Below are 14,331 nucleotides of genomic sequence, written 5' to 3' on the forward strand. Positions count from 1 at the left end.
ATGTTAAAACGCACCACAACTCTTATTATCGCTTTGTTTTTGATCGCATCAACTGCTGATGTGCTCTATGCGCAAGATGATACCCGGGCAAAATCAGGTTCCTTCTACTCTGCAATTGGTTTTGGAGTTCCTGCCGATGTTTATTCGGGAGCAACCATGGGTATAGGTCTTCCGGGAGTTTCTACCTATGACGGTTTTTCACCAAACATAGCCAACCCGGCTCACTGGGGTTTAATCAACTACACACAGGGAAATATTGCCTTGGGTTTGAATACCTATAGATCTGTTGATAATTCCGCCTCAGCCAGAAACACATTGCTCAATATAGAGGGGTTTCAGTTTGCATTTCCACTTTTGAGAAATAAACTGGGAGTTTCAATTTCATTTACACCCTTAGTCCGTGCAGATTTTAAACGAAACGAAAGCGGATCTTTCAATGCCCTCCCCGGGTTAAATCAAGAAGATGTGCAATACATTATATCCACATTGGGTACAGGGGGAGTGAACCGGTTTGAAATTGGTTTTGGATATCAACCGATCGACAATATTTCTGTTGGATATGGATTTTCAGCAAATCTATTGTCCATCAACAATGAAGTTACTCCCTTTTTCTCGGATGCTCAGTATGCTCCATCGCCCTATGAAGTAGGAATAGAGGGCTATGAATTTGGTCACCGATTTGGATTGTTTGCCTATAAGGGGAACCTGTTCAGACAGGGCGATCAGTTGTCATTTGGAACAGCTTTAACTCTTCCTGTTTCGATTGAAGCTGAAAAATCACTTACAATGTTCAGATCGGTTGAGCAGCAACGCCAACTTATAGAATTTAACGAAAATGACTCAAATCGCAATGGAAACGTTAAGTTACCATTGGAATTTAATTCTGGACTTACGTATAATCTTAGTCGTTTCATGAATGTTGTAGCTGAATTTCAACTGCAACAATGGAGCGATGCTGAATTCAGCTTTAATCCAACTCAGCAAGAATACTTCAAAAACAGGATGAAAACGGGCATAGGGTTCCAGCTTCATCCTTACAGGTCAGAACAGAGAGGTGGTTTCTTCTCAAATTTTAAGTACAGTCTTGGTACAACGTATGACAGCGGCCATCTTTCTATTCAGAATCAGGATATTGAAACTCTCTTATTACATGCAGGACTTGGTTTAGTGTCAAGAACATCGCGTTCGTCAATAGATTTAAGCTTTCATTATGGAATTCGGGGAACAGAATCCTCAAATTTAGTTAAAGAGAATATATGGGGCTTCAAATTGTCACTAAATTTAGCTGAGCTTATGTTTATACAGCAGAGATTTCAATAATAAGTTCCCAGTCACAATAGTTATACTATTACTACAGAAATAATCGCAATACTATGAAAAAGTACATTGTTGCAATAGCACTCCTTTTTACATTGTCATCTCAAGCCTTTGCGCAGAGTGAACCACCATACGGAATGAGCGAAATTCAAGCTTATTCTATTTTTTATGAAAACTACCGGACGGGCAGTTATGATATGGCCCGCCAGTTTGGCAAATGGATGATCGAAAACAAACCTCGAACCATTGAGGGAGCCAACCGGTTTAACCTTCCCCGGCAGTTTGAGCGAATGATTACTGTATATGCTGAGCTTTCCAAGCAAGCCACAGATCCATCTATTAAGTCGGCTTATATTGACACGGCACTTACCATTTATGCCGATGCTTTTGAAACGTTTAATGAAGAAGAAATTAATTATTACGAATGGCATTTAAACCGCGGCAGATTTTACCAGGAATACCAGGATAATATTGAAAACGGCCTGGGTAAAGCCTATCAAGAATACGAGAAAGCTTTTGAACTTAACCCTGAAAAGCTGGCTCAGGCTGCTGATGGTTACTATATTCAGATTCTTCTCAGCAATTATGTGAACAACGAAGAAAGAGATAAAGCTCTTGAAATGATTGATACAGTAGAGCCGATGGCCAGCCCAGGTTTGACAGAGCACATTAACCAGGTTCGAAATGATCTGTTTTCCGATCCGGTTGAGCGTGTCGGTTTTCTTGAATCGAGGTTGGAAGAAAATCCCGAAAACACAGAAATAATGGCTGAGTTGATTGATCTTTACGCTGAAACCGGTGAGCGCCAAAAAGCGCTTGAACTTGGCCAAAAGCTTTTTGAAATGGAACAGACATTTGAGAATGCCAGACGTCTTGCAAACTATGCGAAAGAAGATGGGCGAAATCAAGACGCTATTCGATACCTGAATAAAGCCATTGAGCTAATGGATAATACTGAAGCCAAGAAAAATATCTGGATTGAAATGGCAGAAATTTATCAAAATGAAGGCAATCTTCGGGCCGCAAGACGGGTTGCAAGGCAGGCAAGTAATTTAGACAGAAATTGGGGGCAACCATATATTCAAATTGCCAATATCTATGCTACTGCTATTAGAAATTGTACATCTGGAAGACAGATTGATCGAGATGACAGAACTGTATATTGGTTAGTATTAGATTACCTGGACCGTGCAAGATCTGTAGATCCTTCTGTATCGTCTACGGTTAATCGCTTATATAACACCTATGAACCGGTGACACCCTCTGCAGAAGATAAATTTTTCCAGGGATGGGAAGAAGGTGATTCATTTGAGATTGATGCGGGTCTCAGAGAATGTTATGGTTGGATTAACGAAACAACGACCGTACGATAATTTTTTAATCTATACTGACCTTCCTTATCTTTAATGACTGAGCGCCGAAAACAACAATCGTCGCTCAGTCATTTATTCAATTCTACTCATCTTTGAAATCAAAGATTACTCTTCCTTCCGATTCTCTCGATTGGAGTTTAAATTTTCTAAAATCTATAAATAAATACTGAATGTATGGCTCGTTCACACAAAAATAAGGGGCGAAAATCTAACAAGAAAAAAGGGAATAAGAATGTCTTTGTACCTCAGTTTCACCACAATCAACAGACAAAAATTGGTGGACGGTATAATGGAATTCTCGAGATTAATGAAAAGGGATATGGTTTTGTCCGGCGCATTGATTTTGAATTCAGTTACGATTCCAAAGATCCATTTCTAAAACCAGATGAGGTTAAACTACACGATTTACGATCTGGGCTGATTGTAGAAGGAGAATTTGAACAGGACCAAAGTGGCAATCGTCATGTTCATTCTATTGAGAGAATTAACGGGAAATCTGCAGAAGAGTGGCAGAAAATTAACCGGTTTGAACTTCAAACTCCCATTATGCCCAATGAATACATAAAATTAGGTCATAATGCAGATGATACGGAACTTAGGGTTATAGACCTTATAGCCCCAATTGGCCGCGGGCAGCGGGCACTTATTGTTGCACCTCCCAGAACGGGTAAAACTGTTTTATTGAAAAAAATTGCAACGAGCTTAACTGAAAATTATCCCGAAATTAGTACCGGAATTCTGTTGGTTGATGAACGGCCCGAAGAGGTAACAGATTTTCTTAGATCTACCAATGCCGAAGTTTTTGCATCCTCAAACGACAAGCCCACTAAAAGTCATCTTCGTATCTCAGAAATGGCGCTTGGCTATGTAAAACGAAAGGCGGAATATGGAGAGCATGCCGTCCTTTTAATTGACTCTTTAACCCGGCTTGGACGGGCCTATAATGCCGCACAGGCTAACAGCGGCCGCACACTTTCGGGTGGTTTGGACATTCGGGCACTTGAAATACCGAAAAAAATATTTGGATCTGCCCGGAAAATTGAAGGCGGCGGATCGCTTACAATTATTGCTACTTGCCTGATTGAAACCAATTCCCGAATGGACGATCTGATTTTTGAGGAGTTTAAAGGAACCGGGAATATGGAGTTGGTTTTAGACCGCGATATTGCTAATGACCGAATTTACCCGGCTATAAATATTGCCGCTTCGGGGACTCGAAATGAAGATAAATTTATTACAGACTCACTGGAAGAAAGAAATATGGTTCGGCGTTTTCTTCTGAAGAAAAATCCGAAGGAGTCTCTCTCAATGTTATTGCAGGTAATTCGGCGAACCGAAAGTAATGAAGAGCTTTTCGCACAAATTGCGGCGACAACATAAAGGGCTCTCCTCTTGAGAGGAGACAGAGTTTTTTCAATTCGTTCTTGAAAAAACTCAGAGGTGTGTTTGCAAGATTCGAAGCTTGTAGAAAGCGGGATTCGTTGTCATTCTCCTGAATCAACTTTGTAGATTCGATCCCTCAATGAGGGATTTCCCCTCATTTTATTGATAACGGTCCAGTTTAAACTGGCGGCCAAGATAAAGTTTTTTCGCTTCCTCATCCTCTGCAAGAACTTCTGCGGTTCCCTCACGTAATATTTTTCCTTCAAACATCAGGTAAGCCCGGTCGGTAATGGCAAGAGTTTCGTGAACGTTATGGTCTGTTATAAAAATACCAATATTCCGGTTTTTCAGGTCCGCAACAATTTGCTGGATATCTTCAACAGCAATCGGATCAATCCCTGCAAAAGGTTCATCTAACAGGATAAACTTTGGATTAGTAACCAATGCTCGTGCAATTTCTGTTCGTCGTCTCTCTCCTCCTGATAAACTGTAACCTTTGCTATTGACAACCTTTTCCAGACCAAACTCTTCAATCAACTGATCTGCTCTTCGCTTGATCTCCTTTTTGGAAATCGACAAAAATTCCAGGATCGATTCCAGGTTTTGCCGAACCGTTAAATTTCGAAAAACACTCGCTTCTTGCGATAAGTAACCAATCCCTTTCCGCGCACGTTTGTACATTGGCATTCGGGTGATATTCTCATCATTCAAAAATACCTGTCCTGAGTTCGGCCGGATAATGCCGGTAAACATATAGAAAGTAGTCGTTTTACCGGCACCGTTAGGGCCTAATAATCCCACAATTTCGCCCTGGTTCACATCAATTGACACATGATCTACAACAACTCTCTTGCGGTATTTTTTTACCAGTTCTTTGCTGTATAATTTTAGTGATTGATCTTCGTGGGTTTTCACTGAAGTGATACCATATTAAAATTAAGGCTATGCCAGTTGAAGTGATTTAAAAATTGATTCAAAAAAAGTAATACCGTCTGATGATCCGAGTAAAGGTTCCATTGCGCGTTCAGGGTGTGGCATCATTCCCAAAACATTGCCCTGTTTGTTTGTAATGCCGGCAATAGAATCCACTGAACCATTAAAGTTGGCTTCTTTTGTGAGATTTCCATTTTCGTCGCAATACCGGAAAGCAATCTGCTGATTTTCTTTCAATTCACTAAGCCCTTCATCATCAATAAAATAGTTACCTTCTCCATGGGATACGGGAACGTTCAGAACGGTTCCTTCTTTCATGCCCGATGTAAAAAGTGAACGATTATTTTCAACTCTGATATTTACATTTTTACAGACAAAACGCAGTTTTTCATTATGCAGCATGGCACCAGGCAGAAGATTCGCTTCAAGTAAAATTTGAAAACCGTTACAGATCCCCAAGACCGGGTACCCTTTTCTAACATACTCCTGAACGGCTTCCATAATGGGTGAAAACCGGGCAATAGCTCCGGAACGAAGATAATCTCCATATGAAAATCCACCGGGTACAATTACCAAATCAAGATCACCAATCTCTTTTTCTTTATGCCACAGGAATGTGGTTTCTGCATTCATCACATGTTTCATGGCGTGATATGCATCATGATCGCAATTTGATCCCGGAAATACGATAACTCCTATTTTTTTCGACACGATATTTTATCCTTTAATTTCAGTAACAAGTTGTATTTCTTGCAGTACAGAATTTCGTTTTAAACACTCTTCAAAAGTACCTTCGAATACAGTTGCTTTGCCTTCGTTGTGAACTTTTAGTGTAAGTTCTTCTGCTTTCGCTTTGCTGCATCCCAAAGCTTTTACAAGTTGATTAATGACTTCATCAAATGTGTGCACATCGTCATCATATAAAATTAATCTCCAAGGGGTATCCGGTGCTTCGTCCTCTTCCTCCTCTTCTTTTTCAAGAACTTCAGTTTCAGGCTCTTCTTTCGGCTCCACTTGGTTATGCATAACAAAAATGTTTCGAATAGCATCTTCACCCATATAACCGACCCATTTACTCTTCAATTTCTACTTGAAAATCCTCCATAACTTCGTTGGCAAGCAGTTGTGTACAGGCGGTTTCGGCAAGTTTTCGGGCTTCGTCTTGAGAATCGGCGTCGATATTCATCTCAATGAATTTGCCAATCCGGACATCCTGCACATCTTTCAAGCCTAAATTTTGAAGAGCATGATGGGCGGCTTTCCCTTTCGGATCCAAAATAGATTTTCTAAGTGTAATATTAACTTTAGCTTTATACATAGATATTATAGCATTTTAGATTACAGGCTAAAGTTACGTTTTCTATTTGTCAGCCGCTACCGGTGATCTGGAAAAGAGCAGATACCAAAATGGAAAACTATTAACCAGATTTTAGAACTGAAACCGTAATCCAATGGAAAAGTTGGGTTGGTTAAACTCGCCAAAAACATATTTCAAATCTCCAAAGCCAAGAATGGGACCAAAATCATATTCAGCTCCTGCTCCAATGTTCAGGCCAATTGCCCTGTCAATTACAGAACTATTTGGAAAATTTACTTTCGATCGTGCGAGATTTAATCCGGTGTAGAGGTAAGATTTGAACATAAATTCTTCATAAAAAATATATGCTCCGTTGAGATTTGCCTCAACAAAATCGTGATTATCTTTTGGAAAATAATAGAGTAAACTTCCGCTAAACTGAAAAGGTTGATTTGAAAGACGGTAGTGCAAATCTCCCTGAACTCCCACCTGTTCTATGTCGCTGGCAAATGCTGCTCCAGCCCCCAATTTCACCTGGGCATCTGTTTGCTGTGGAGATAACAAAATGATGGCATAAAAAAGAATCGATATGTGTAAGATTGTTTTCATAATCTGCTTGTGTTTAAAATTTACATCGGTATCGATCAATTTTATAGAAATTACGATTGATAGTTCCCTGTTCTATAGAGGATTTCAATTTATACTCTGTTTGTAAGCATCAAGAATTTCTTTAACAGCTTCTTTTTTTGTTTTTTCATGCATATTCATCCACTTCACGAAAGGCCATCTTCTCAGCCAGGTGATTTGTCGTTTAGCATATCGCCGGGTGGCTGTTTTTATATCCCTGATCATCTGATCTTTTGATATTTCGCCATCTAAAAATTGAATTGCCTGTTTATACCCAACTGTGTTAAAAGCTTGCAAATCCCGGTTAAATCCTTCCTTCAATAACTGTTTGGTTTCATCTATCAATCCATCTTTAATCATCTGATCTGTGCGCTCTGAAATTCGATTATGCAGAATATTTCGGGGATGATTTAAAGCGAAAAAAAGCATCTCTTCTGGCAGTGTAACCGGATCATCGCTGTGAAAACTACTAAATGGTTTCCCGGTTTGATACCATACATCCAGTGCACGAATGATCCGCTGCCGGTTCAGCCCATCCATCTTTCCGGCGTATACAGGATCTGCCTCTTCAAGTTTTTCAAACAGGTGCTCTAATCCTTTTTCCTCTGCTGTCTGATTCAACATCTGAATATTTTCAGGATTGGCTTCCGGGATATCATCCAGGGGTTGTATCAGCGATTTCAGGTGAAGAGTACTGCCACCGCAATAGATAACATTCTTTCCTTTATCTTCTATCTCAGCAGTATATTGATCGCTCCTTTTCTTGAAATCGGCTACACTGTCTTCCTCTTGTAAGTTGAGAACGGAGATATTATGATGAGGAATATTTTGAAGCTGCTCTTCCGATGGTTTGGCGGTTCCGATATCAATCCGTTTAAAGCACTGGCGAGAGTCAACTGAGATAATTTCGCCATCCAGTTTTTTTGCAAGTAAAACAGCCAGAGAGCTTTTTCCCGAAGCCGTGGGACCGGCGATAATTATTTTCGTTTTTCTTTGGTTATGATTTTGCAAGAGAATTCTATTCTGTAAAAAAAGTTGTTTACAATATTTTTTGATCTGTTGGGATCAGCAACATCGCTGTTTTAAAGTTTAATGTAAATGATTTCCCGGCTCAACAGGAGATCCTATTGAGGAGTTACCCCATTTTCTAATGCAAAACGAACTGTAATATATTCTCGTCCCGGCGCTCTGCTCCGGGTTGGTAGTCAGGCCTGCTCTGCTGCACGTATGTAGCCAATATTCGGCGGGCAGAGTACAGCGCCTGTATTTTGTTTCAAAGCCGGGCGGTGAAACAAGGGAATAAGATTTCCACACAGCTTCGGAAATCATCGCTGAAGCCACGTAACCATTTAAAGGGTGGGTGATGTACTAATAAGTAGTCGGACTCCACAGGTACCTAATAACAGCGTTCTATATATTGGTAATAAGCCATTTTCTACCGGCCGGAGAGCAACAGATTGCATTCTGTGTAAATACAGATTTATTACCCTTTTTGTATCAATCTAAATGTAAATTAATACTGATCGTGGAAAGAATATATTTTCAAGTGACGCAAGAATATCAAAGCCTGAATTTATTTTGTAATAAGCCGAGTACTTCTGCCATGCATTTACAACAGGAATTTTTGAATTTACGGCGGCTGAAGTATCTGAATTCAATTTATTTATGCATGCTTGAAAATCTTTATAAAGGAATGATAATTTTGCAGATAGATCATCTTTTTTCTTTGAACTAAATGGAAAAATTCGGTTTTTTATGGTATAGAAAATGTTTAGAAGACAGCAGGAATGAAACCGCTTCCATTACCAGGATGTTAATTTTAGGTCCTGATTGCCAATCATTCCTCATATAGTTTTATATTACACGTTCAACGATTAAAGTATAATCATAATCAAATAGATTAAATTCACATTATGGCCAACATAAATGAAATTAAAGGAGTTATTGGAATTCTAACCGGTGGTGGCGATGTGCCGGGTTTAAATCCTGCCATCAGAGGTGTAACCATAAGGGCCATTCGCGAAGGTTATAAAGTGATTGGTATTCGACGTGGCTGGGGCGGATTGATTGATATCGTTCGCGATGAAAATGCTGATAACAGCGAAAACTTTTTCGAATTAACCGAAGAGGTAGTAACCAAAGCTGCACGAACTGGTGGTACGTTTCTGCATACATCGAGAACCAATCCAAGCAGGGTTAGCAAGGAAGCTATGCCCGACCAGTATAAAGACAAGTATACTGATGATGTAAATGATATTACCGAAGAAGTACTAAAAAATTTGGATTGGCTCGGAATCGATATTATGGTTCCAATTGGCGGAGATGACACTCTGAGTTATGGTGTTCGTCTGCACGAGGAAGGTTTTAAGGTAGTTGCCATACCAAAAACCATGGATAATGATGTTCCCGGAACTGATTACTGCATTGGGTTTAGTACCTGTATCTCAAGAACGATTGAACTTGCGAACGCTCTCAGAACACCAACAGGCTCTCACGAACGTTTTTGTGTGATGGAAGTTTTCGGGCGATATGCAGGTTTTACTGCTATGTTACCCACACTTGCCGGAGCTTCGCACAGATGTATTATCCCCGAGCATAAATTTAATGTAGAGCATCTTACAGAACTCCTGATGGAAGACCGGAAGAAAAATCCAAGTAACTACTCAATGGTTATGATCTCTGAAGGAGCGATGATTGAGGGTGAAGATATGGTCTTTGAAGGAGAAGAAGCCGATGCGTTCGGACATAAAAAACTTGGCGGAATTGGCGATGTTGTATCAGACAGACTTAAAACTCTCTCCAAAAAATATAACAACGGACGATCTGTTGGCGTGATCAATCAAAAATTAGGATATACTGTACGAGGCGGTAATCCTGATGCGATTGACAGCATTGCTCCTATGGCATATGGAAATATTGCACTGGATCTTATCCTGGAAAAAAACTTTGGCCAATTGGTTGTTTTGAACAAAGGAAAATATGGTAATGTGCCGGTTGATGTGGTCACCAGTACTTCTAAAGTTGTAGATGTAGATAAATTCTACAACATTGAAAGATACCGTCCTTACTATAACATTTTCCAAGATCAGCCGCTCTTTATCATGGCAAGCCAAATTGCCAAGTAACAGCTGATTTTTATAAATATTACTAAGCCGGTTTGGATTTTATTCCAACCGGCTTTTTTTAGTTCTGTTTTCCTTATCAGACGAGTAAAAATTCAACATCTAATTGATTCACTCATCAGCTGCTGGTTGCTAATTTTTTTCTGCTGAATCCCACAAATATAGCCCTTTTATTGGCAGCTGAGTTGACCTCGGCAGCCAATCGGAAATCAGTTATTAAACTCTCATCATCTCTCGATTGGAATTAAATATTTGAAAAGAAATAATACACCAGGATTACTGATACACTTAATTTTAGAACAGTAGCCACCAGGAAGCCGACAAACGAACCCATGGCGGCTTTCATTGCAGAACCCGATTTTCGGCCGGAAACCAGCTCACCCACAAATGCACCGATAATCGGTCCGATAATAATTCCAAAGGGCGGGAAAAAAACCAATCCAATGAAAGCTCCAATCAAACAACCGTAAATTCCATATTTCGATCCACCCATTCTTCTCGTGCCTTCCGCGGGAATAAGTCCATCTAAAGTAGCAACAAGAGCAACAACGAGTCCCCACATAATCAAAAAAGTCCAGGTAAACGGCGAGCCTAATGCTACCTGCATGATCAACAACGACATATAGATCAGAGGAGTGCCAGGTATAACGGGTATAAATGCACCCACAAGCCCGGCTATAATGAATAAGATTCCGAGTATAATCCAAAGTATTTCCATGATTATGTGGTTAATTCTGCATGTTTAATAAAATTACGAATACCAACCTTTTTAAGATTCATACTTTAAGAGGGCTTTGCAGAACTCTGACCGTCATCCTGAACTTGATTCAGGATCTCCAGATACTGGCTATAAAGACGAATGGAGAATCTGAATCGAGTTCAGATTGACCAATAACCATGGTTTTGCAAAGCCCTCTTTAAACGTACTATTTCTTACAACAACCAGATGGCTCATTTTTGCTTCTTTTTTAAAAGACAAAATATTAATTATTTAGCCGGGTTATCTCTACAACAAAAAAGAATCTTATGAAAAATTTCCTGTTTATTCTGGTAGTTGCTATCTGTTCGGAGACGATAGCTCCCGGCTCATTCTTCCAAATTTTTAATGTAGCTGCAGATTCTTCAATCGCAAAATCTTCAAAATTCTCTAAAGAGTTCAGTTCAAACAATACAATCAACCTGAGTATTGGCAATTCTCATCAGCTTGAAAAGCTAAAATTTGATTGTGCGAAGTTATATCAGAATTCATCGAGACCAAAAATTAAAATTTTTAAACCAGATACTTCTCTCACTGCCTCAATGCCAATATTGAAAACTGAACCTATTGACAGAGGAATATTTGCTCCGGGATTTGAATGTATTGATCTTGATTCTCTGGATTGATTTCTGTGTACAGTATTGGCCTGTATTCTTAAATGAGTAACATTTCTTGTTTAGTTTTTCTTCTTTTCTAAAAAGTGTTTTACATAAAAAAACTGTCTCTTCACAAAATCATAACAATTTTGAGCTATGTTGCATATTAAGAGAAATTTATTGGAGACCTCAACTACAAAAAGGTGAAAATCATGGAGAAATCAGTAAAAGAAAAGCACGTCTATACGTTTGGAGTTGGTTCAGCCGACGGAGATAGAACAATGAAGGAGCTTCTTGGAGGTAAAGGAGCTAATCTTGCAGAGATGTCCTCAATTGGATTGCCAGTACCACCCGGATTTACAATAACAACTGAAGCCTGTAACTACTACAGCAGCCATAATTCTCAATGGCCAAAAGGATTGAAAAGCCAGGTAAAGAAAGGGGTTGATTTCATTGAAAATATCATGAAAACATCATTTGGCGATTCTGAACATCCTCTGCTGCTGTCGGTTCGGTCGGGAGCTGCAGTTTCTATGCCCGGAATGATGGATACAGTTCTTAACCTGGGTTTAAACGATACAACAGTTGAAGCCCTTGCAAGCCACACGAATAATGAGAGATTTGCTTATGACAGTTACCGCCGGTTTATCGATATGTTTGGTAACGTAGTGATGGGAATACCTCATGAGCAGTTTGAAACTGCATTAGAATCTCTTAAATCCAGCAAAGGAGTAGAACTGGACACTCAGCTGGATAAAAAAGATCTGAAAGAGCTTGTAAACCGATACAAAGCTGTTTATCGGAAAGCCACCGGTTATATGTTTCCTTCCGACCCATTTGAGCAGTTAGAGTGGGCCATTAATGCCGTTTTTAAATCCTGGGACAGTGAACGCGCTATTAAGTATCGGCGAATTAACCACATTACCGGCCTTCTTGGGACCGGGGTAAATGTACAGGCGATGGTGTATGGCAATATGGGCGATGATTGTGCCACAGGTGTCTGTTTTACCCGTAATCCATCAACGGGAGAAAATAAACTCTATGGTGAGTTTCTGATGAATGCACAGGGCGAAGATGTGGTAGCTGGAATTCGTACTCCAAGAGATATCAATGAATTGATGGAAGTAATGCCCAAAGTGTATGAAGAACTTCTGAACTGGGGCAAGAAACTGGAGGGTCATTACGGAAATATGCAGGATATTGAGTTTACTATTCAACGAGGTACACTTTACATCCTCCAGACACGAAATGGCAAACGAACCGGGCATTCCGCCATAAGAATTGCCACAGATATGGTTCAGGAAGGTTTGATTGATAGAAAACACGCAGTTAAAAACCTGGTTGAGCCGAACCACCTGGATCAGCTTCTACACCCGCAAATAGATAATGACAGTGTAAAAGAGGATTCGATTATTGGTGTTGGCCTTGCAGCATCTCCGGGGGCCGCAGTGGGTAAAGTGGTATTTGATTCTGAAAAGGCTGAAGAAGCTGCCCAAAATGGTGACCCTGTTATTTTGGTACGTATTGAAACAAGTCCGGAAGATGTTGGGGGAATGTCTGCTGCTGAAGGTATTTTAACATCACGCGGGGGTATGACCAGCCACGCTGCCGTAGTAGCCAGGGGATGGGGCAAACCGTGTGTGGCCGGTTGTAGTGATATCATCATCGATTATGACAACCAATCCTTCACCAATGGGAAAGTTACACTTCATGAGGGCGACTGGATATCTATTGACGGTGCCCGGGGAACTGTTATTGAAGGACAAAAAGATGTGATTAAGCCTGAACTGGATGATAATTATAAGATGTTTATGCGATGGGTTGATCAGTTCAGAGATATGAACGTTCGAACGAACGCCGATAACTCTGAAGATGCAACTCGGGCAAGGGAGTTTGGAGCGGAAGGGATTGGCCTTTGCCGAACGGAGCATATGTTTTTTGGCGAAGATAGGATACGAGCTATTCGAAGAATGATTATTTCCGATAGTTTTGAAGAACGTAAAGATGCGTTATCAACTCTGTTACCTTATCAAAAAGCCGACTTTAAGGAGATATTTAAAGCTATGGATAAACTTCCTGTTACAGTTCGTCTGCTTGATCCTCCGCTGCATGAATTTTTACCGGAAGAAAAAGAAGAGATTGAGACTGTAGCGAATGAATTGGGTATAAAGCCGTCTGCGTTTGCTCAGAAAGTTCGCTCACTTCGGGAATTCAATCCAATGCTGGGGCATCGTGGTTGCAGGCTTGGAATTACATATCCCGAAATTACCCAGATGCAAACACGGGCTATTCTTGAAGCGGCTATTGAACTAAAAAGAGAAGGGTATACTCTTACCCCGGAGATTATGATTCCGCTTGTAGGTACGTCACAGGAGTTCAGAAGTCAAAAACTTGTCATAGACAATACAGCAGAAGACGTATTTGTTGAGATGGATGAAACCATTGAGTATAAAGTTGGAACCATGATTGAAATTCCAAGAGCAGCACTTGTTGCCGGACAAATTGCAAAAGATGCCGAGTTTTTCTCATTCGGAACGAATGATTTAACTCAAATGACATTCGGTTACAGTCGTGATGATGCCGGTAAGTTTCTTGGTGAATACCTGAAAGAGGGAATTCTGCAGGAAGATCCGTTCCAGGTACTGGATACGGAAGGGGTTGGTCAATTGGTAGAAATGGCAACGAAAAAAGGACGCGAACAAAAACCGGATCTGAAGGTTGGAATTTGCGGCGAGCATGGTGGTGAACCACATAGTGTTACATTCTGCTATCAGCAAGGATTGAATTATGTATCCTGCTCCCCCTTCCGCGTGCCTATTGCACGGTTGGCAGCAGCCCAGGCAGCTTTAAATGTTTAGAAGTTAATTTTGTATATATTTCTCTTTTAAAGATTGGGTTTTTTGATTTACTATATTCCGAATTGTTT

13 protein-coding genes are annotated in these 14,331 nt (G+C 40.2%); 6 read left to right on the top strand and 7 right to left on the bottom strand.

The features are described from left to right. The 3 genes from U5K72_03930 to rho all read left to right on the top strand — a co-directional run bounded on the left by U5K72_03930 (nucleotide 1) and on the right by rho (nucleotide 4,070). Nucleotides 1-1,320 carry a hypothetical protein gene (locus U5K72_03930; GenBank protein ID MDZ7717957.1) on the top strand — a complete coding sequence of 440 codons (1,320 nt, stop codon included), beginning with the start codon at nucleotides 1-3 and terminating at the stop codon, nucleotides 1,318-1,320. Nucleotides 1,321-1,373: 53 nt separating this feature from the next. After that, entirely contained in the window at nucleotides 1,374-2,690 is a 1,317-nt protein-coding gene (locus tag U5K72_03935; GenBank protein MDZ7717958.1) for a hypothetical protein, read from the top strand. Between the two features lie 174 nt (nucleotides 2,691-2,864). Further along, nucleotides 2,865-4,070, top strand: a complete 1,206-nt coding sequence (gene rho, locus U5K72_03940) for a transcription termination factor Rho (GenBank protein ID MDZ7717959.1) — start codon at nucleotides 2,865-2,867, stop codon at nucleotides 4,068-4,070. A gap of 162 nt (nucleotides 4,071-4,232) precedes the next feature. On the opposite strand, the gene lptB is transcribed toward rho, so the two are convergent. The 6 genes from lptB to miaA all read right to left on the bottom strand — a co-directional run bounded on the left by lptB (nucleotide 4,233) and on the right by miaA (nucleotide 7,941). Next, nucleotides 4,233-4,988, bottom strand: a complete 756-nt coding sequence (gene lptB, locus U5K72_03945) for an LPS export ABC transporter ATP-binding protein (protein MDZ7717960.1) — start codon at nucleotides 4,986-4,988, stop codon at nucleotides 4,233-4,235. 27 nt (nucleotides 4,989-5,015) lie between these two features. Beyond that, nucleotides 5,016-5,717 (bottom strand): phosphoribosylformylglycinamidine synthase subunit PurQ, encoded by a 702-nt coding sequence (gene purQ, locus U5K72_03950; GenBank protein MDZ7717961.1) that lies wholly within the window; start codon nucleotides 5,715-5,717, stop codon nucleotides 5,016-5,018. 6 nt (nucleotides 5,718-5,723) lie between these two features. Next, nucleotides 5,724-6,032, bottom strand: a complete 309-nt coding sequence (locus U5K72_03955) for an ATP-dependent Clp protease adaptor ClpS (GenBank protein ID MDZ7717962.1) — start codon at nucleotides 6,030-6,032, stop codon at nucleotides 5,724-5,726. Between the two features lie 46 nt (nucleotides 6,033-6,078). Continuing rightward, on the bottom strand, nucleotides 6,079-6,324 hold the full coding sequence (gene purS, locus U5K72_03960) for a phosphoribosylformylglycinamidine synthase subunit PurS (GenBank protein MDZ7717963.1): 246 nt from the start codon (nucleotides 6,322-6,324) through the stop codon (nucleotides 6,079-6,081). 111 nt (nucleotides 6,325-6,435) lie between these two features. After that, nucleotides 6,436-6,912 carry a hypothetical protein gene (locus U5K72_03965; GenBank protein ID MDZ7717964.1) on the bottom strand — a complete coding sequence of 159 codons (477 nt, stop codon included), beginning with the start codon at nucleotides 6,910-6,912 and terminating at the stop codon, nucleotides 6,436-6,438. An 84-nt stretch (nucleotides 6,913-6,996) separates the two neighbouring features. Beyond that, nucleotides 6,997-7,941 (bottom strand): tRNA (adenosine(37)-N6)-dimethylallyltransferase MiaA, encoded by a 945-nt coding sequence (gene miaA, locus U5K72_03970; protein ID MDZ7717965.1) that lies wholly within the window; start codon nucleotides 7,939-7,941, stop codon nucleotides 6,997-6,999. Nucleotides 7,942-8,843: 902 nt separating this feature from the next. On the opposite strand from miaA, the gene U5K72_03975 reads away from it, so the two are divergent. Beyond that, nucleotides 8,844-10,055, top strand: a complete 1,212-nt coding sequence (locus U5K72_03975; protein MDZ7717966.1) for a 6-phosphofructokinase — start codon at nucleotides 8,844-8,846, stop codon at nucleotides 10,053-10,055. Nucleotides 10,056-10,296: 241 nt separating this feature from the next. Here the strand turns inward: U5K72_03975 and U5K72_03980 are convergent, their stop codons facing one another. Next, nucleotides 10,297-10,770, bottom strand: coding sequence for a DUF456 family protein (locus U5K72_03980; protein ID MDZ7717967.1), 474 nt, complete (start codon nucleotides 10,768-10,770; stop codon nucleotides 10,297-10,299). Between the two features lie 308 nt (nucleotides 10,771-11,078). On the opposite strand from U5K72_03980, the gene U5K72_03985 reads away from it, so the two are divergent. Further along, the gene (locus U5K72_03985; GenBank protein MDZ7717968.1) at nucleotides 11,079-11,435 is read left to right on the top strand and encodes a hypothetical protein; all 357 of its coding nucleotides are present in this window, start codon (nucleotides 11,079-11,081) and stop codon (nucleotides 11,433-11,435) included. A 182-nt stretch (nucleotides 11,436-11,617) separates the two neighbouring features. Then, nucleotides 11,618-14,263, top strand: a complete 2,646-nt coding sequence (gene ppdK / locus U5K72_03990; protein MDZ7717969.1) for a pyruvate, phosphate dikinase — start codon at nucleotides 11,618-11,620, stop codon at nucleotides 14,261-14,263. The last annotated feature ends 68 nt before the right edge of the window (nucleotides 14,264-14,331 follow it).

This window comes from Balneolaceae bacterium, assembly GCA_034521495.1.
GTDB lineage: Bacteria > Bacteroidota > Rhodothermia > Balneolales > Balneolaceae > Rhodohalobacter.

What these genes read in the sequence shown, in the direction of transcription:
- U5K72_03985 (MDZ7717968.1), top strand. Translation starts at nt 11,079, where the DNA reads ATGAAAAATTTCCTGTTTATTCTGGTAGTTGCTATCTGTTCGGAGACG.
- rho (MDZ7717959.1), top strand. Translation starts at nt 2,865, where the DNA reads ATGGCTCGTTCACACAAAAATAAGGGGCGAAAATCTAACAAGAAAAAA.
- U5K72_03935 (MDZ7717958.1), top strand. Translation starts at nt 1,374, where the DNA reads ATGAAAAAGTACATTGTTGCAATAGCACTCCTTTTTACATTGTCATCT.
- U5K72_03965 (MDZ7717964.1), bottom strand. Translation starts at nt 6,912, where the DNA reads ATGAAAACAATCTTACACATATCGATTCTTTTTTATGCCATCATTTTG.
- U5K72_03955 (MDZ7717962.1), bottom strand. Translation starts at nt 6,032, where the DNA reads ATGCATAACCAAGTGGAGCCGAAAGAAGAGCCTGAAACTGAAGTTCTT.
- U5K72_03930 (MDZ7717957.1), top strand. Translation starts at nt 1, where the DNA reads ATGTTAAAACGCACCACAACTCTTATTATCGCTTTGTTTTTGATCGCA.
- U5K72_03980 (MDZ7717967.1), bottom strand. Translation starts at nt 10,770, where the DNA reads ATGGAAATACTTTGGATTATACTCGGAATCTTATTCATTATAGCCGGG.
- purS (MDZ7717963.1), bottom strand. Translation starts at nt 6,324, where the DNA reads ATGTATAAAGCTAAAGTTAATATTACACTTAGAAAATCTATTTTGGAT.
- ppdK (MDZ7717969.1), top strand. Translation starts at nt 11,618, where the DNA reads ATGGAGAAATCAGTAAAAGAAAAGCACGTCTATACGTTTGGAGTTGGT.
- U5K72_03975 (MDZ7717966.1), top strand. Translation starts at nt 8,844, where the DNA reads ATGGCCAACATAAATGAAATTAAAGGAGTTATTGGAATTCTAACCGGT.